General features: G+C 52.7%; 11 protein-coding genes and 4 pseudogenes. 7 read left to right on the forward strand and 8 right to left on the reverse strand.

All coding sequences use genetic code 11. The annotated features are described in order from the left end of the window. Positions 1-84 precede the first annotated feature (84 nt). A pseudogene (locus MON37_RS05025) lies at positions 85-697 on the forward strand (IS30 family transposase); the annotation flags it as partial. A gap of 7 nt (positions 698-704) precedes the next feature. Here the strand turns inward: MON37_RS05025 and MON37_RS05030 are convergent. Further along, positions 705-1497, reverse strand: a protein-coding gene (locus tag MON37_RS05030) for an IS5 family transposase (protein WP_234403659.1) whose coding sequence is annotated in 2 segments (ribosomal slippage) — positions 705-1232 and positions 1234-1497 — 792 coding nt in all. Because the reading frame shifts where the segments join, the coding sequence is not laid out codon by codon here. A 41-nt stretch (positions 1498-1538) separates the two neighbouring features. Here MON37_RS05030 and MON37_RS05035 point away from each other — a divergent pair. The 4 genes and pseudogenes from MON37_RS05035 to MON37_RS05050 all read left to right on the forward strand — a co-directional run. Further along, positions 1539-1895: pseudogene (locus MON37_RS05035) on the forward strand (IS30 family transposase); the annotation flags it as partial. Between the two features lie 196 nt (positions 1896-2091). Continuing rightward, positions 2092-2923 (forward strand): annotated as a pseudogene (locus MON37_RS05040) (IS630 family transposase); the annotation flags it as partial. Positions 2924-2941: 18 nt separating this feature from the next. Next, a pseudogene (locus MON37_RS05045) lies at positions 2942-4147 on the forward strand (O-acetylhomoserine aminocarboxypropyltransferase/cysteine synthase family protein); the annotation flags it as partial. Between the two features lie 543 nt (positions 4148-4690). Then, positions 4691-6484, forward strand: a complete 1794-nt coding sequence (locus MON37_RS05050) for a 2-isopropylmalate synthase (protein ID WP_039409046.1) — start codon at positions 4691-4693, stop codon at positions 6482-6484. A 64-nt stretch (positions 6485-6548) separates the two neighbouring features. Here the strand turns inward: MON37_RS05050 and MON37_RS05055 are convergent, their stop codons facing one another. Continuing rightward, positions 6549-7409, reverse strand: coding sequence for an EamA family transporter (locus MON37_RS05055; RefSeq protein ID WP_039409043.1), 861 nt, complete (start codon positions 7407-7409; stop codon positions 6549-6551). A 184-nt stretch (positions 7410-7593) separates the two neighbouring features. On the opposite strand from MON37_RS05055, the gene MON37_RS05060 reads away from it, so the two are divergent. Together MON37_RS05060 and MON37_RS05065 are read left to right on the forward strand one after the other, a co-directional pair. Then, positions 7594-8571, forward strand: a complete 978-nt coding sequence (locus MON37_RS05060; RefSeq protein WP_242883797.1) for an IS30 family transposase — start codon at positions 7594-7596, stop codon at positions 8569-8571. A 170-nt stretch (positions 8572-8741) separates the two neighbouring features. Continuing rightward, a complete protein-coding gene (locus tag MON37_RS05065; RefSeq protein ID WP_039407378.1) occupies positions 8742-9188 on the forward strand; it encodes a hypothetical protein in 447 nt (148 codons plus the stop codon). A gap of 114 nt (positions 9189-9302) precedes the next feature. On the opposite strand, the gene MON37_RS05070 is transcribed toward MON37_RS05065, so the two are convergent. From MON37_RS05070 to MON37_RS05095, 6 genes are all read right to left on the reverse strand, one after another. After that, entirely contained in the window at positions 9303-9995 is a 693-nt protein-coding gene (locus tag MON37_RS05070) for an aspartate/glutamate racemase family protein (RefSeq protein WP_039407380.1), read from the reverse strand. A 38-nt stretch (positions 9996-10033) separates the two neighbouring features. Next, on the reverse strand, positions 10034-10384 hold the full coding sequence (locus tag MON37_RS05075; protein ID WP_039407382.1) for an MmcQ/YjbR family DNA-binding protein: 351 nt from the start codon (positions 10382-10384) through the stop codon (positions 10034-10036). A gap of 77 nt (positions 10385-10461) precedes the next feature. Then, positions 10462-13533 carry an ABC transporter ATP-binding protein/permease gene (locus tag MON37_RS05080; RefSeq protein ID WP_039407385.1) on the reverse strand — a complete coding sequence of 1024 codons (3072 nt, stop codon included), beginning with the start codon at positions 13531-13533 and terminating at the stop codon, positions 10462-10464. Between the two features lie 295 nt (positions 13534-13828). Continuing rightward, a complete protein-coding gene (gene aspA, locus MON37_RS05085) occupies positions 13829-15226 on the reverse strand; it encodes an aspartate ammonia-lyase (RefSeq protein WP_039407387.1) in 1398 nt (465 codons plus the stop codon). 179 nt (positions 15227-15405) lie between these two features. Beyond that, positions 15406-16281, reverse strand: a complete 876-nt coding sequence (locus MON37_RS05090) for a DMT family transporter (RefSeq protein ID WP_039407390.1) — start codon at positions 16279-16281, stop codon at positions 15406-15408. 160 nt (positions 16282-16441) lie between these two features. Then, positions 16442-17053, reverse strand: coding sequence for a DUF4870 family protein (locus tag MON37_RS05095; RefSeq protein ID WP_039407393.1), 612 nt, complete (start codon positions 17051-17053; stop codon positions 16442-16444). Between the last annotated feature and the right edge of the window lie 69 nt (positions 17054-17122).

Genomic DNA, 17122 nt, shown 5'->3' on the forward strand with positions numbered 1-17122 from the left:
GATTCGCATTTGAAGTGCAACTTTCCATAACAGAAAAAGGCCAGTATGCGGTAGCATACGGCCTGTCCTGCAAGAAAGATTGCCATGAGCTACACACAACTGACCCAAGACGAACGATACCATATCCAATACCTGTCCCGCCACTGCACCATCGCCGAAATCGCCAAACAGCTCAACCGCCACAAAAGCACCATCAGCCGAGAAATCAAGCGGCACTGCATCCAAGGACAGCAATACAGCGCCGAAAAAGCACAGAAGCAAAGCCGGCTGACCAAACAGCACCGGCGAAAACCCTATAAGCTCGATTCGCAGCTGGTTCAACACATCGACACCCTTATCCGCCGCAAACTCAGTCCCGAACAAGTATGTGCCTACCTGCATAAACACCATGGGATCACACTCCATCACAGCACCATTTACCGCTACCTCCGCCAAGACAAAAGCAACGGCGGCACTTTGTGGCAACACCTCAGAATATGCAGCAAACCCTACCGCAAACGCTACGGCAGCACATGGACCAGAGGCAAAGTGCCCGACCGCGTCGGCATAGAAAACCGACCTGCTATCGTCGACCGGAAAACCCGCATCGGCGATTGGGAGGCCGACACCATCGTCGGCAAAAATCAGAAAAGCGCGTTATTGACCTTGGTCGAACGCACTACCCGCTACACCATCATCTGCAAATTAAAGAACTTAGAGCGTGTTCATAGTCTTCGTAGCAGGACTCCCAAGAAAGCCAAAGCTACCATTTGCAGACTGGTACTCAACTTACGCTCGCAGTTTTTCCAAAGCCGCCTGTTCTTTTCCAACCAGGAAAAGCTGCGCTCTACTACCCATCGCTTCGGCAATACTGCAAAACGGTGCAATTCGTTTCGTTTGGCAATCTCTACCTCCGCACCAATCAACTCCTGTACCGACGAAGCAAATGCCTTACCCGTGTAACCACCGTCAGCAAGGATTTTTTGTATCGCACCAAGATTATCCCGCCCACGTTCCAATGCCACCAGGCAGCCTTTTCTATCCGTAACATCCGCCGTCGTTACCGCAAGGGCATGCGGCAAACCTTGCGTGTCAACCGCTATATGTCGCTTGATACCGCTAACCTTCTTGCCCGCATCGTAGCCTTTTTCCATGGCGGTATCCGTGTTCTTCACACTCTGCGCATCAATAATCAGGAAAGTAGTTGCTTCATGGCGCCCCTGCTTGCGGTGCTCCGCAACTACCTGATTTTTTTAATGCTTCCTCAAGGATGCTGATGCCACTCTCGCGTGGTTCGGTCCATCTCTGGAAGTAGGAATGCACGGTGCGCCATTTGGGGAAGTCGCCCGGCAAAGCGCGCCAGGAGCAGCCAGTGCGTTGCAGGTAGAGAATGGCACAAAAGACATCGTACAAGTCCACCTGGCGTGGCGCTGTGCGTTTACGGGCACTTTCCAGCAGGGGAAGGAGAGGCGCAAATTGCTCGCGACTGATATCGCTTGGGTAGGTTTTTCTGTTCATGCCGATAGTTTACAGCAGAGGCTGAGACAATGAACACGTTCTTAAAAGCCGAAGACACTGCCCGGGCGGCCATTAGGGTATTAAAGGCATATAAAGCCAGAGTCCACACCATCACCATGGATAACGGCAAAGAGTTCCACCAACACACCAAAATAGCCAAAGCCTTGAAGGCGAAAACCTATTTTTGCCGCCCTTACCATTCTTGGGAGAAAGGGCTGAATGAGAACACCAATGGACTCATCCGGCAATATTTCCCCAAACAAACCGATTTCCGAAACATCAGCGATCGGGAGATACGCAGGGTTCAAGATGAGTTGAACCACCGGCCGAGAAAAACACTTGGCTACGAAACGCCAAGTGTTTTATTCTTAAATCTGTTCCAACCACTGGTACCCTAGTGTTGCACTTGAAATCCGAATCCAAGGGCCTCTATTTATTAACGTTTAATTCACTACAAGGATATTCATATGAAACGGGAAACTATCGCCCTACACGCAGGCTATCAATTCGAACCGACCACCAAATCCGCTGCCGTCCCGATTTATAGTCAATTAAAAACAAAATGGTACAATACTCAACTTTGAAGGTCTAACCATGGCATACTCTGCGGACTTCAGAAACAAAGCTTTAAACTATTACGAACAATGCAAAAACATCAGCCAAACCGCAGCAACGTTTAATTTGTCAAGAAACACGCTTTACCTGTGGATTCGCCTTAAAAAACAAACAGGCAGCCTAAAACATCAAGTTACCGGTCTAAATGCCGTAAAATTGGATAGGCAAAAACTGGCTCAATATGTTGAGCAGCACCAGGATGCCTATCTGCATGAAATCGCCAAACATTTTGATTGTACGCCAGCCGCCGTTTGCTATGCACTCAAACAGATGGGGATGACGCGCAAAAAAAGACCACCACTTACAAAGAACAAGATCCGGCCAAAGTAACGCATTATTTGACACAGCTGGCCGAATTTTCCGGCTACCAACGTGTTTATTTGGATGAAACAGGATTTGACCGCTACCTGTTTTCCGTCCCTATGCCCGCAGCCCGAAAGGGCAAATAGTGAAAGCGCAGATAAGTGGAAAAAGATACCGACGCTTATCTTTGGTGTCCGCACAAGTCGGCAACCGGCTGATCGCTCCGATGGTTTATCAAAATACGATGACCGGGGTCTTTTTTGAAGCGTGGTTTCAGCAATGCCTACTGCCCGCATTGACTCAAAAATCGGTGATTATTTTAGATAATGCGCGATTTCACCGTATGGGCGTCTTACGGGAAATGGCGGAAAAATTGGGACATAAGGTATTGCCTCTTGCACCTTATTCACCTGAGCTCAACCCGATTGAGAAGGTGTGGGCGAATATTAAGCGGTATCTGCGAACCGTATTGTCTGATTACGCCCGATTTGACGATGCGTTACTGTCCTATTTTGATTTTAATTGACTATACCAAACCACTTCCTACACTTTCGACAACACGCAGCATGGCGCAGACCTGTTTAACCTTGACGTTGCGGGCAATATCTACACCCGAATCATGAATCCGACCACTGCCGTTTTAGAAGAACGTGTCGCCCGTCTGGAAGGAGGCATTGCCGCATTGGCTGTTGCCAGCGGTATGGCGGCAATTACCTATGCCGTTCAAACATTGGTTGAAGCAGGCGACAACATCATCGCAACCAAAACCCTCTACGGCGGCACATACAATTTCTTTGCACACAGCCTGCCGCGCCAAGGCATAGAAGTGCGCTTTATCGATCCTGCCAAACCTGAAGAAATCGCCGCCAATACCGACAGCCGAACCAAACTGGTGTATTGCGAATCCATCGGCAATCCCGCCATCAATGTCGTCGATATTCAGGCATTCGCCCAAGCCGCACACGCACAAGGGCTGCCACTGATGGTGGACAACACCGTCGCTACGCCCACGCTGTTCCGTCCCATCGAACACGGCGCCGACATCGTTATCCAATCCTTGACTAAATACATCGGCGGCCACGGCACAACGATTGGCGGTGCCATTATCGACGGCGGCAAATTCGAATGGGCAGGTAATCCGCGTTTTAACCGAACCTTCAACCAGCCGGACCCGTCCTACCACGGAGTAAACTACTGCGAGCATTTTGGTTCGGCCGCCTACATCGCCCGCGCCCGTGTCGTCCCGCTGCGCAATACCGGTGCCGCCCTATCGCCGCACAGCGCATTTTTACTGCTGCAAGGTTTGGAAACTCTCGCCCTGCGCATGGAGCGTCATTGTGAAAACGCCTTGAAAGTAGCCGAATTCTTAAAGAAACACCCGCAGGTCGAATGGGTAAACTATCCCGCCTTGCCTGACAGCCCGTACAAAAACTTAATCGACCGCGACTACGGCGGCAAAGCCTCTGGTTTGCTGAGTTTCGGCATTAAAGGCGGACACGAAGCCGGTGCAAAATTTATCGACGCACTGCAACTCTTCCTGCGCTTGGTAAATATCGGCGATGCCAAATCGCTTGCCACCCATCCCGCCACCACTACCCACCGCCAGCTTGACGATACCGAACTTGCCGCAGCGGGCGTCAGTCCCGATATGGTACGCCTGAGCGTGGGCATCGAGCATATCGACGATTTGCTTGCCGACTTGGCGCAAGCATTGGACGCGGCATGGGTATAGGCAAATAACAACCGTAGTTAGATGAAAAAGCTTCCGCTTAAAAAGGTCGTCTGAAAATCGTTTTCTCATTTAGGAGAATACCTGTTTTCAGACGACTTCAATAAATTACCGTCTTCGATGCGGACAAACACTCTATTAATACAAAGAACCCGCTAATATGTAAGAATAAATGTCATGCACTATTCTTAATAATTTAAATAAATTTAGTTATCTCACTCGAACCGCATCAAAATACAACTTATTAATTCTAATAAATTTTATGCTAAGGTATGGATCTATTATCCATTTGCATTTGCAAATAATTAAATCCGTTTCAACATTAACCGTCCTTATCCATTTCAAAATAACTCATCCTCTCAGTAATCCCAGCAAAGTGAATATGCCTCCTAACTCGAAATAATATTAGACAAAATGTATAAAAATAATCCAATTCAAAAAGTAAATTCGTGTTTTTAGAAAAATAGATTGTCGTTTTGTCTAAAATGCGTATAATCCCCTTCCAAAGCAAACCATAATTTCGATAAAGTTTGGACAAGGAACATCATGCAATTAGACATTGACCGCTTAGTTGCTTATTTCGGCGGCGTGAATGCACTTGCCGAAGCGTTGAAACAGCACGATCCCGAAAATGCCGCAACGACCGCCGCCATCTATAAATGGCGCACGCGTGGGTCGCTGCCTTTGGCGCAACTGCAAAAGCTGACCGCGCTGGCGGAAGCGCAAGGCAGGCCGCTGGATTTGAATGCTTTTTTACAAAAAAACGAATCTCTGGAGAGAACAGAAATGACACAGACCAACCGCGTAATTATTTTCGACACCACCATGCGCGACGGCGAGCAGTCGCCCGGTGCATCCATGACCAAAGAGGAGAAAATCCGCATTGCCCGCCAGTTGGAGAAAATGGGCGTGGATGTGATTGAGGCGGGTTTCGCCGCCGCCAGCCCGGGCGATTTCGAATCGGTCAATGCGATTGCCAAAATCATCACCAAATCCACAGTCTGCTCGTTGGCGCGTGCCGTTGAAAACGATGTGCGCAAAGCGGGCGAAGCCGTTTCCCCCGCGCCGAAAAAACGCATCCATACCTTCATCGCCACCAGCCCCATCCACATGGAGCACAAACTGAAAATGAAGCCGCAGCAGGTCATCGATGCGGCGGTCAAAGCGGTGAAAATTGCCAAAGAATACACCGACGATGTGGAATTTTCCGCCGAAGACGCCGTGCGTTCGGATTTGGACTTCCTCGCCAAAATCTTTACGGCGGTTATCGAAGCGGGCGCGACCACCATCAATATTCCCGATACCGTCGGCTACTCCATCCCTTCCGTGTGGTACGAGCGTATCAGCAACATCATCAAAAGCGTACCCAACGGCGACAAAGTAGTCTGGTCGACCCACTGCCACAACGACTTGGGTATGGCGGTTGCCAACTCGCTGGCCGCCGTTCAGGCAGGCGTGCGCCAAGTGGAATGCACCATCAACGGTTTGGGCGAACGCGCGGGCAATGCCAGCCTTGAAGAAATCGTGATGGCGTTGAAAGTGCGCCATGATTTGTTCGGCTTGGAAACCGGCATCGACACCACACAAATCGTGCCGGTATCCAAACTGGTGTCCACCATTACCGGCTATCCGATTCAGCCCAACAAAGCGGTGGTCGGCGCAAACGCCTTTGCACACGAATCAGGCATCCATCAGGACGGCGTGTTGAAACACCCCGAAACCTATGAAATCATGACTGCCGAATCGGTCGGCTGGTCAACCAACCGCCTGACCTTGGGCAAATTGTCCGGTCGCAGCGCGTTCCGCAGCAAACTGGCGGATTTGGGCATCGAGTTGGAAAGCGAAGAGGCGCTGAACGCCGCGTTTGCCCGCTTCAAAGAACTCGCCGACAAAAAACGTGAAATCTTCGATGAAGACCTGCACGCGTTGGTGTCCGACGAAATGGGCAGCATGAACGCCGAAAGCTACAAATTCATCTCCCAAAAAATCAGCACTGAAACCGGCGAAGAGCCGCGCGCCGACATCGTGTTCAGCATCAAAGGCGAAGAAAAACGCGCATCCGCCACAGGCTCCGGCCCTGTCGACGCGATTTTCAAAGCGATTGAGAGCGTGGCACAAAGCGGCGCGACTTTGCAGATTTACTCCGTCAACGCCGTAACGCAAGGCACGGAAAGCCAAGGCGAAACCAGCGTCCGTCTGGCGCGCGGCAACCGCGTCGTCAACGGACAAGGCGCGGATACCGACGTTTTGGTCGCCACCGCCAAAGCCTACCTCTCCGCCTTGAGCAAACTGGAATTCGGTGCCGCCAAACCGAAAGCGCAGGGCAGCGGTACGATTTGAGCTTAAATGGTTTGATTTGATTTTTAAAAGCAAAGAGGTCGTCTGAAAACCGGATTTTGAGGTTTCAGACGACCTTTTTCATGACCGCCCGCTGTACCCCGAATATCGATACCAACACCAACGCAAATCCCGCCAGCGACTTCGCGTCCATCCCTTGCCCTAAAAACAGCCAGCCCAAGATAAATGCCGAGACAGGGCTGAGCAATCCTAGCGACGAAACCGCAGCAGGCGAAAGTTTGGCAATCCCTTTGAAAAACAACACATAAGCCAACACGGCACCAAACAGGCTCAAATACAGATAGCCGCCGATATTGGCGGGGCTTAAAGATTCGAGCCGCGGTTCGGCAAGCAGCGCGACGGGCAGTAAAAACAAGCCGCCGATGAAAAGCTGCCAGCCGGTGAACGCCAATACGGGCAGCGAAGTGCGGCGGTGTTTCGACAAATACACGCCCAACGCCATCGCCGCCGCGCCCGCCAATGCCGCTAAAATGCCCGTCCCGTCATAGTGCGCCTGCGGCGACAAAACCAAAAGCGCAATCCCCAAAACCCCTGCCGCCGACCAAGCCCAAGCCGCTTTAGGCGGCATGGTTTTGCCGATTAACCAAGTGAACACCAGCACCATCAGCGTCTGCGTCGAACTCAAAACCGCCGCAAGTCCGCCCGGTAAGCGATACGCCGCCACAAACAACATGGCCTGAAAAAAGCCGATGTTCAAAAAACCGAGCAAGACAACGGTCGTCCATTCGCTGCGTTTAGGGATACGCCGCGTCCACGCCAACAGCAAAAGCCCGGCGGGTAAAACACGGATAAGCGCAGCAGTAAACGGCCTGTCCGGCGGCAGAAATTCGGTGGTTACGAGATAGGTGCTGCCCCAAATCAGCGGGGCGAACGCGGTGGTCAGGATGGTGGTAATGTGGTTTACCATGATAGCTTCCCAATAAATTAGTACGTTCTTAAACAGTTTTTATTTTCAAATACTATTGAATTTCTTCCCTAACCTCCTCCTTACATTACAGAAGGCGGCGGATTCGCATTTGAAGTGCAACTTTCCATAACAGAAAAAGGCCAGTATGCGGTAGCATACGGCCTGTCCTGCAAGAAAGATTGCCATGAGCTACACACAACTGACCCAAGACGAACGATACCATATCCAATACCTGTCCCGCCACTGCACCATCGCCGAAATCGCCAAACAGCTCAACCGCCACAAAAGCACCATCAGCCGAGAAATCAAGCGGCACTGCATCCAAGGACAGCAATACAGCGCCGAAAAAGCACAGAAGCAAAGCCGGCTGACCAAACAGCACCGGCGAAAACCCTATAAGCTCGATTCGCAGCTGGTTCAACACATCGACACCCTTATCCGCCGCAAACTCAGTCCCGAACAAGTATGTGCCTACCTGCATAAACACCACGGGATCACACTCCATCACAGCACCGTTTACCGCTACCTCCGCCAAGACAAAAGCAACGGCGGCACTTTGTGGCAACACCTCAGAATATGCAGCAAACCCTACCGCAAACGCTACGGCAGCACATGGACCAGAGGCAAAGTGCCCGACCGCGTCGGCATAGAAAACCGACCTGCTATCGTCGACCAGAAAACCCGCATCGGCGATTGGGAGGCCGACACCATCGTCGGCAAAAATCAGAAAAGCGCGTTATTGACCTTGGTCGAACGCACTACCCGCTACACCATCATCTGCAAATTAAAGAACTTAAAAGCCGAAGACACTGCCCGGGCGGCCATTAGGGTATTAAAGGCATATAAAGCCAGAGTCCACACCATCACCATGGATAACGGCAAAGAGTTCCACCAACACACCAAAATAGCCAAAGCCTTGAAGGCGAAAACCTATTTTTGCCGCCCTTACCATTCTTGGGAGAAAGGGCTGAATGAGAACACCAATGGACTCATCCGGCAATATTTCCCCAAACAAACCGATTTCCGAAACATCAGCGATCGGGAGATACGCAGGGTTCAAGATGAGTTGAACCACCGGCCGAGAAAAACACTTGGCTACGAAACGCCAAGTGTTTTATTCTTGAATCTGTTCCAACCACTGGTACCCTGGTGTTGCACTTGAAATCCGAATCCAAGGGCCAATAAAAACAAAGATAACTTCTGATTGATAAAAAAAGAAGGTTACTGTAACCAAAATAGCCGATGTATAATTATATTCTTCCTAATAAGGTCATTTGGGATCAGTTTTGATTTCAGACGACCTATTTCATCAACCCAATCTAAGGAACTATGATGTCCGCCAAACCTTTTCTGCTCTGCCTGCTTCTCGCTTCCCCTGCCGCTTTTGCCGGCAATCTGTCCTGCCATGAAAGCCCGAAATCTACGGGCAACCCCGAACTCGATTCCATCGTGACCCGCTACGAATGCCGTTACACCGGTTCGCTGCAACAAGCTTATTCCGCCTTTATGAAGCAAGGTTACAACGGCGAAGCGCCCTACCCTAAGACCGTTCCTTCCACTCTGCCGCGCAAAAACCTGACCTTGAACAAAAAAGAAAAAATGGAATGCGGCAACGAACCCGAAATTTCCGAATGGTCTCTCAAACTGCGCCGTAAAAATCCCAATCATATCGATATGAAATACCAAGGTTCGGATTGCGCTTCAGCCATTACTACCGAGACGGAATTTAACCGCAAAGGAAAAACCGTCAAAATTATTCACAAAGTTTACGCCTCATAAGCGGATAACATCCATATCGTGAAATTTGGCGTTTGCCGCATCATGGGTGGGACTACGGATAAACTGATACGAAATGGCAAACCCACTCCGTAGCAGTTTAATCAGGAGTCCCACTTATTCCGTCAGCGCCGCATCTACCGCCGCAAGCGCATGGATGGCGGTGCTGTCGAACACGGGTAGCGGGCTGTCGGCTTCGTTCACAAGCAGGCAGATTTCGGTGCAGCCGAGTATCACGCCCTGCGCGCCTTCCTTTTTCAGACGACCTATCACGTCGTAAAAGTAGCGGGCGGATTCGGGGCGGATGCGGTTCAGGCACAGTTCGTCAAAAATAATGCGGTGGATTTCGTCTTGTTCGGCGGCGGTCGGAGTTATGGTTTGTACGCCCTGCGAACCCATGCGCTCCGTATAAAAACCGTCGCTCATGGTAAAGCGCGTACCGAGCAGGCCGACGGCGGACAAGCCCTGCCGTTTGATGGCGGCGGCAGTCGCATCGACGACGTGCAGCAAGGGGATGCCGGCCGCCTGTTCGATGGCGGGGGCGACTTTGTGCATGGTGTTGGTGGCAAGCAGCAAAAAATCCGCGCCGCCCGCTTCCAGCTTCCGCGCGCTTTGCGCCAACACGTTTCCTGCCGCCGCCCAATCGCCGCTTTTCTGCAAACGGACGATTTCTTCAAAATCCACGCTGTCAAGTAGGATTTTGGCACTGCGGTTGCCGCCCAAACGGCGGTTGGTCTCGCGGTTGATGATTTGGTAGTAGAGCACGGTGCTTTCGGGACTCATGCCGCCGATGATGCCTATGGTTTTCATGTTTTTTCCTTTCGTTTGATGTGTGAAGTTAATCAATCCTAGCGTGTCAGCACGAAGCTGTCGTCTATCAGCCGCCACACGTTTTCTGCGGGCGTTTGCGCCAATACAATACTCAACCAGTGTTCTTTGTTCATGTGGTAGGCGGGCAGGATGCCTGCCGTCGCGCGCCATGCGCCGATGTGTTCGGGGCGGCATTTGACGTTGACGATTTCCGTCAGACCGCCCTCGCCCATGCCCAATTTTTCAGACGGCACGGGCATATACAGGCAGAACCATTTGCGGTTGCCTGTGTGGCGGAACACGGCAAAGTCGGGAGATTTCGCCCACGGATATTCCGCCGCCGCGCCGTAACGTTCGGCCAGTCCGTCAAACAGGGTTGTTCGGTTCATGGCGTTTCTTTCTTTAATAGTGGGTTAAGGTTCGGGTCGGGCATCAAGACCCGCCTGCCGAGTTTTCAGACGACCTCTCACTTCTCCTGTTTCTTCAACAACACGCACGCCAGAATCAGGCTGGTGGCGGCAAAGGTGGCGATGGCGGCGTATTCATGCAGCAGGTCTGCGGTGTGCAGCCCTTTGGTGAAGCTGCCGACGCTGACGGTGTAATACCACGACGACGGGAAGGTTTTGCCGATAATCAGCGCGCCGCCTTCCATGGTGGACAGCGGGTAGAGAAAGCCGGAATAGGTTTGCGCGGGGATCATGGTGATGATGGCGGTGGCGAAAATGGCGGCAAGCTGGGAGCGCACGAAGCAGGAAATCAAAAGCCCCAGCGCGGTGCTGGCGGACACCATCAAGAACGTGCCGACGGCGAGTCCGGTAAACGAGCCTTTGAGCGGCACGCCGAACAGGTAAATAATCATCAGCATCATGGCGGCGAAATTGACCATGCCGACGGCGATATAGGGAAGCTGTTTACCGATCAGATATTGCGCCACGGCGGCGGGCGATGCGTAGAAATTGGCGATGGAACCGATTTCGCGTTCGCGCACCACGCCGACCGCCGACATCATGGCGGGTATCATCATCAACACCAGCATCATCACGCCCGGGGCGATGGCGTTGATGCTGTTGAAATCCTGATTGTACATAAAGCGCGGTTCGATGCCGGCGGGGGCTTTGAGCGAAACGGGCAGCCCGCTTTCGGCGATGCGGTCTTTGGTGTAGGCGGTGATCAGGCTGCCGATGTAGCCGCGGATGTTGGTGGCGTTAAACGGCATGGAGCCGTCCACATAAAAACCGACTTCGGGTTTGAGTCCGCGCGCCAAATCGCGCCCGAAACCGCTCGGAATATCGATGACCAATATGGCGCCGGAGCTTTTGAGCACGGTGTCGATTTCGGCTTCGGACTGTATCGGCGGCTGTTGGAGGAAATAGCGCGAACCGTCGAAATATTCGACCAGCTCGCGGCTGGCGGCGGTTTGGTCGCGGTCGTAAACGGCGAATTTCAGATTCCGCACGTCAAACGAAATCCCCCATGATACCGACGCCATGATAATCAACGGGCCGAACACGGCGAAAAACAAACGGATTTTGTCGCGCAGGAGTTCTTTGGCTTCGCGGCGGGCGAAAGTCCAAATCATGGAAAACCGGTATTTGAAATTTTGGGTGTCGGGCGTTACCGACGGAATTTCAGACGGCCTCGGATGGTGTTTTTCAGGGTCGTCTGAAAACTGCGAATGCCCGTTATCCGATTCCCCTTCCACGTGCGTGGCTTGCGCCACACACCCTACGGCCGGAGTTTCCGCCGGCAGGGTGTGCGAACCTTGTTCACGCACGCCGTTTCGGGTTTCAGACGACCCTGTATCTTTTCCTTGAAGGTCGTCTGAAAGTTCAAAATACCTGTCATCCGTTCCCCCTTCCGCGTACGTGGCTTGTGCCGAATACCCTACGGCCGGAGTTTCCGCCGGTAGGGTGTGTGAACTTGGTTCACGCACGCCGTCTGTATTTTGGCGAAACTCGCGCTGTTCACTTTCAGATTGTGCAGCCTCCTGACGGGACGACCTTTCCTCACCTTCCCCGCCTTCCGCTTCAATCAGATACTGCACAAACGCTTCTTCCAAATCCGGCGCATTCTGCCTTGCCGCCAGTTCGGCGGGCGTGCCCACCGCCAGCACGCGGCCTTTGTGCATAAAGGAAATGCGGTCGCAGCGGGCGGCTTCGTTCATAAAGTGGGTGGAGACGAAAATGGTGATTTTGTCTTCGCGGGAGAGTTTCAGAAGATGCCGCCAGAACATATCGCGCGCGGCGGGATCGACCCCCGAAGTCGGTTCGTCCAAAATCAATACTTCGGGGTGGTGCAGGCAGGCGGCGGCAAGTTGCAGGCGTTGGCGGATGCCCAGCGGCAACGATGCGGGTGCGGTGTCGGCAACATCCGCCAAATCAAACTGTTGCAGGGCTTCTTCCACCGCCGCCGCGCCTTTAGCGCCCATCTGGTAGAGTCTGGCGTGCAAATCCAGATTGCGGCGCACGCTCAGTTCCTCATACAGCGAAAACGCCTGCGACATATAGCCGACGCGCATTTTGGTATCCAAGCCGCCCGCGTCTATCGGCTTGCCCAACAGCGTGGCAGCGCCTTCTGTCGCTTCTAGCAAGCCGGTCAGCATTTTCATGGTGGTGGACTTGCCGCAGCCGTTGCTGCCGAGAAAGCCGAAAATCTCGCCTTTTTGAATGGTGAAACTGACATGGTCCACAGCGGTAAAAGCGCCGAAACGCTTGGTCAGCCCGTGCGCTTCCATCGCGGGCGGCGCATCGGGGTCGGGGACGAACGGCGTAATGTCCAAACCGCCCGACCCCTGCTGTTTCTCCGGCGGCAGCATTTTGACGTAGGCTTCTTCCAACACGTCGGTGCCGTAATCCGCCAGCACGTCGGCGGTGGGCTTGTTTTCCAGCAGCCTGCCCGCGTCCATCGCCAGCAGCCGCTCGAAACGCTGCGCCTCTTCAATATAGGCGGTCGCCACAATCACGGTCATGCCCGCGTGTTCCCGCCGCAAATCGTCCACCAACGCCCAAAACTGGCGGCGCGACAAAGGGTCCACGCCCGTGGTCGGTTCGTCCAGAATCAACAAATCCGGGCTGTGCACCAGCGCACAGCACAAACTCAGCTTCTGCTTCATCCCGCCCGATAGCTTGCCCGCCGCCCTGCCGGAAAACGGCGCAAGGCGGGTCGCCTCCATCAGCCGCGCAATCTGCCGCGTACGCTCCTGCCCGTCCAAACCAAACAGCCGCGCGTGGAAATCGATATTCTCATACACCGACAAGGTAGGATACAGGTTGCGCCCCAAACCCTGCGGCATAAAGGCGATGCGGTGCGACAAATCCCGCCGCACGTCCTTGTCCGCCATATCGCCGCCCAACACTTCCACCCGCCCGTCCTGAATCACCTTCACACCCGCCATCAGCGAGAGCAGCGTCGATTTGCCCACGCCGTCCGGCCCGATCAAACCGACCGTCGCGCCTTTCGGAATGTCCAGCGACACACCGTCAAGCGCAAGGGTTTTGCCGTAGCGGTGGGAAAGGTTTTGGATGGAAACGGTGTTCATGATGCAGCCTTTTTTGCAGAAAACGGGATTTCAGACGACCTGTTCGTCACGGCTGATTCCATCGGGCTTACGGCTTAAAAGCTCTGCCGACGCCTCACCCGCAGGTATGTATCCGCTTCATCAGTTACCTACCCGAGGTCGTCTGAAAAAGCGGATAACAGCCTAATCAAGGAAATTGAATATGTCTGAAAATTTCCCTTAATACCGTGAAACATAATGAAAGGATACATCGAACAAAGGTCGTCTGAAAACCTTGTCCATAGGCTTTTAGACGACCTTTTCTTTATGCCCTACCTTACAAATGCGGGTTCATCAGGTTTTCGGGCGACAGGATGCGGTCGAGTTCCGCTTCGCTCAACAGGCCGCGTTCGAGTACGACTTCGCGTACGCCTTTGCCGGTTTGGGCGCAGATTTTGCCGACCAAATCGCCGTTTTCATGGCCGATATACGGGTTCAGGTAAGTGACCAGGCCGATGGAGTTGAACACATAGCGTTCGCAGATTTCGCGGTTGACGGTAATGCCTTTGACGCATTTTTCGGCAAGGTTTACCGCAGCGTTGCCCAAGAGAGAGATGGTTTCAAACATACATTGCGCGATGACCGGCTCCATCACGTTTAATTGCAACTGCCCCGCTTCGGCGGCGAAGGTGATGGTGGTGTCGTTGCCGATGACTTTGAAGCAGACTTGGTTGACCACTTCGGGAATCACGGGGTTGACTTTGGCGGGCATAATTGACGAACCTGCCTGCATTTCCGGCAGGTTAATCTCTTTCAAACCAGCGCGCGGGCCGGACGACAAGAGGCGCAAGTCGTTACAGATTTTCGATAATTTCACCGCCGTGCGCTTCAATGCACCGTGTACCATCACATACGCGCCGCAGTCGGAAGTCGCTTCAATCAGGTTTTCGGTCAATTTGCAATCCAAGCCGCTGACTTCGGACAATTTTTTCACCGCCAAAGCCGCGTAGCCTTTCGGCGTGTTCACGCCCGTGCCGATGGCGGTTGCGCCCAAGTTGACTTCCAACAACAAGGCGCGCGTGCGGTCCAGATTCAAAATTTCTTCTTCCAGCAACACTTGGAAAGATTGAAATTCCTGCCCCGCCGTCATCGGCACGGCATCTTGAAGCTGGGTGCGCCCCATTTTCAAAACATCTTTAAACTCATCGGCTTTGGCGGCAAACGCATCTTTCAGCAACGCCAGTTTTTCCAGCAGTTCGCCGACACTGTAATACACCGCCAGCCTGAAGCCGGTCGGATAGGCGTCGTTGGTGGACTGGCTGGCGTTCACATGGTCCATCGGATTGACGATGTCGTAGCGGCCTTTTTCGTAGCCCAATATTTCCAAAGCAAGGTTGGCAATGACTTCATTAGTATTCATGTTGACCGAAGTCCCTGCGCCGCCCTGATACACGTCGGACGGGAATTGGTCGAGGCAGCGGCCTTTAAGCAACACTTCATCGCAAGCCTTTTCGATGGCGGCGGCGATTTCGGGCTTCACCGCGCCCAGCTCACCGTTTGCCTGCGCAGTCGCTTTTTTCACCATCACCATGCTGCGGACAAACTGCGGCACGTCGGAAATTTTTTGATTGGAAATTTTAAAGTTTTCCACCGCGCGCAAAGTATGGATGCCCCAATACGCCTCGGCGGGGATTTCGCGGTCGCCCAGCAAATCGTGTTCGATACGGACAGTCATTTCTCTTACCTTCTCATTCGTTGGTTTATCAAGTAATGTGCATATGCAGGCGGAACATTAGACCGTTTTGCATGGGTTGTCTAGCTGTAAATGCGCCGTTGTTATCAAAGCAGAAAAAACACTCCCACCCGAAAGGTAAAAGGTCGTCTGAAACCTTTTTCAGACGACCTTTTACATGCTTACATACCGATAAGTCCCCGTATCTGCGGCCAGTAAAACAAACAGGCGATGGCGCAGATGGCGACGCTGATGCCTGCAGCATTGATGCTGCTGATTTTCTCTTTAAACGCCATTGCGCCGACCAGCGTACCCAAGACGATGACGCCGATGTTCATGCCTGCGAAGACCAGCGTCGGGTTGTCTTTCATCATTTGGTGGGCGGTGATGTAGGTAACGATGTTGGCAAAGTTCAAACCGCCCAAAACGATGCCACCGATAATGCCTTCTTTCGTCCATTTGGTCGATTGGGAGAAAAGGTAGCCGAACATCAAAATACCGGCGAGGCTGAAGGCGACCAAAAGGTTGCCGGAAAACGCCGTACCACTTTTGGCAAGCTGTTTGAAGAGGATGTCGATGATGCCGTAGCCCGCCCAAACGCCCGCAAGCAGCGTGATTTGCGTACCCAATCCGCCTGATTTCTTGCCGCCGTCGGCTTTCCACAACAGGCAGAACAAAGCCACAAACGCCAAAGCTATGCCTATCAGCCGCCCTTCGGTCAACGCTTCGCCAAAAATGACGAACGCGGAAATAATCGGCAGTATCAAAGACAAACGTTGCGCCGCATCGGACTTGACGATACCCGCCGCATCGACCGCCTTGCCCATAATCACAAACACCGAAGGCAGCAGCACGCCCAACGCGCCAAACAGCCACCAAGTCGGCAAAAAGGCTTTCGGGTTGCTCAAATCGGGTTTCAACACCCAAGCCGTCAACGCCACTGCGACGATGTAGTTCACCGCCACCGCCTGCGCGACGTCGATTTTGTTCTTACGCGCCAATTTGAGCAAAACCGACACAGACACGCTGCACAGTATGCTTGCCAATAAATAAATCATGTTTTTCCTTTGATTGAATGTGTCGGATGCGTGGACAAATTTTCAGACGACTTTCTTGGTGTCCTGTTTTGATATTTAGTTTCCCGCAAACGACCCATACAAAAATTTCAGACGACCCCGGGATGCGAAGGTCGTCTGAAAACAAGGCGGGCGGTTGCGCTTAGAACCAAGTATCCAAAGACATACGCTTGTTGTCCGTCAGTCTGACGAAACCTGCCGCCAGACGGTAAGCAAACCAAACCGATACCAAAAACAGCAGCACAGAGTCGATGCCGATAAACGCGGTAATTTTACTCAAAACAAACCCCGCCAGACCGCCCCAGAAGGTTTTAATCAGATAGTCTGCGTGGTTATTATAAACCGAGTCGTCCATTTCGCCACGTTTTACATACGCCAAAACGATGCCGGCAACAGGCATCACCAAGGTCGCAAATGCCAAGGCAAACAAGGCATACATCGCCATCACATAAGTCCGGTCGCCGTCTTGGCGCGGCGCTTCCGCCGTATGCTCGCTACCGGTCTGCTGGCTGGCGGTCTGCCCGCTTCTACCGCTGAATTCACGGAGCGACTCGTCGTACCATGCCCGACGTTCGGGATCGACCAGCGTATCGTAAGCCTGACGGATTTCCTTAAAACGCTCTTCCGCTTCGGGATTGCCGGGATTACGATCGGGATGGTATTTCATTGCCGAATCGCGATAGGCTTTTCTGATTTCTGCAATGTCCGCATCCGCCGAAATGCCGAGAATTTCATAAAAATTACGGTTTTCCATATTAGGGTGTGCCTCTTTGGTTTGTGTTTGCCAAAGCCCGATACCGTGAAATCACGCCAACAGGCTGTT

This window comes from Morococcus cerebrosus, assembly GCF_022749515.1.
Lineage (GTDB): Bacteria > Pseudomonadota > Gammaproteobacteria > Burkholderiales > Neisseriaceae > Neisseria > Neisseria cerebrosa.

What these genes read in the sequence shown, in the direction of transcription:
- MON37_RS05050 (WP_039409046.1), top strand. Translation starts at nt 4,691, where the DNA reads ATGCAATTAGACATTGACCGCTTAGTTGCTTATTTCGGCGGCGTGAAT.
- MON37_RS05060 (WP_242883797.1), top strand. Translation starts at nt 7,594, where the DNA reads ATGAGCTACACACAACTGACCCAAGACGAACGATACCATATCCAATAC.
- MON37_RS05095 (WP_039407393.1), bottom strand. Translation starts at nt 17,053, where the DNA reads ATGGAAAACCGTAATTTTTATGAAATTCTCGGCATTTCGGCGGATGCG.
- MON37_RS05065 (WP_039407378.1), top strand. Translation starts at nt 8,742, where the DNA reads ATGTCCGCCAAACCTTTTCTGCTCTGCCTGCTTCTCGCTTCCCCTGCC.
- MON37_RS05090 (WP_039407390.1), bottom strand. Translation starts at nt 16,281, where the DNA reads ATGATTTATTTATTGGCAAGCATACTGTGCAGCGTGTCTGTGTCGGTT.
- aspA (WP_039407387.1), bottom strand. Translation starts at nt 15,226, where the DNA reads ATGACTGTCCGTATCGAACACGATTTGCTGGGCGACCGCGAAATCCCC.
- MON37_RS05075 (WP_039407382.1), bottom strand. Translation starts at nt 10,384, where the DNA reads ATGAACCGAACAACCCTGTTTGACGGACTGGCCGAACGTTACGGCGCG.
- MON37_RS05055 (WP_039409043.1), bottom strand. Translation starts at nt 7,409, where the DNA reads ATGGTAAACCACATTACCACCATCCTGACCACCGCGTTCGCCCCGCTG.
- MON37_RS05080 (WP_039407385.1), bottom strand. Translation starts at nt 13,533, where the DNA reads ATGAACACCGTTTCCATCCAAAACCTTTCCCACCGCTACGGCAAAACC.
- MON37_RS05070 (WP_039407380.1), bottom strand. Translation starts at nt 9,995, where the DNA reads ATGAAAACCATAGGCATCATCGGCGGCATGAGTCCCGAAAGCACCGTG.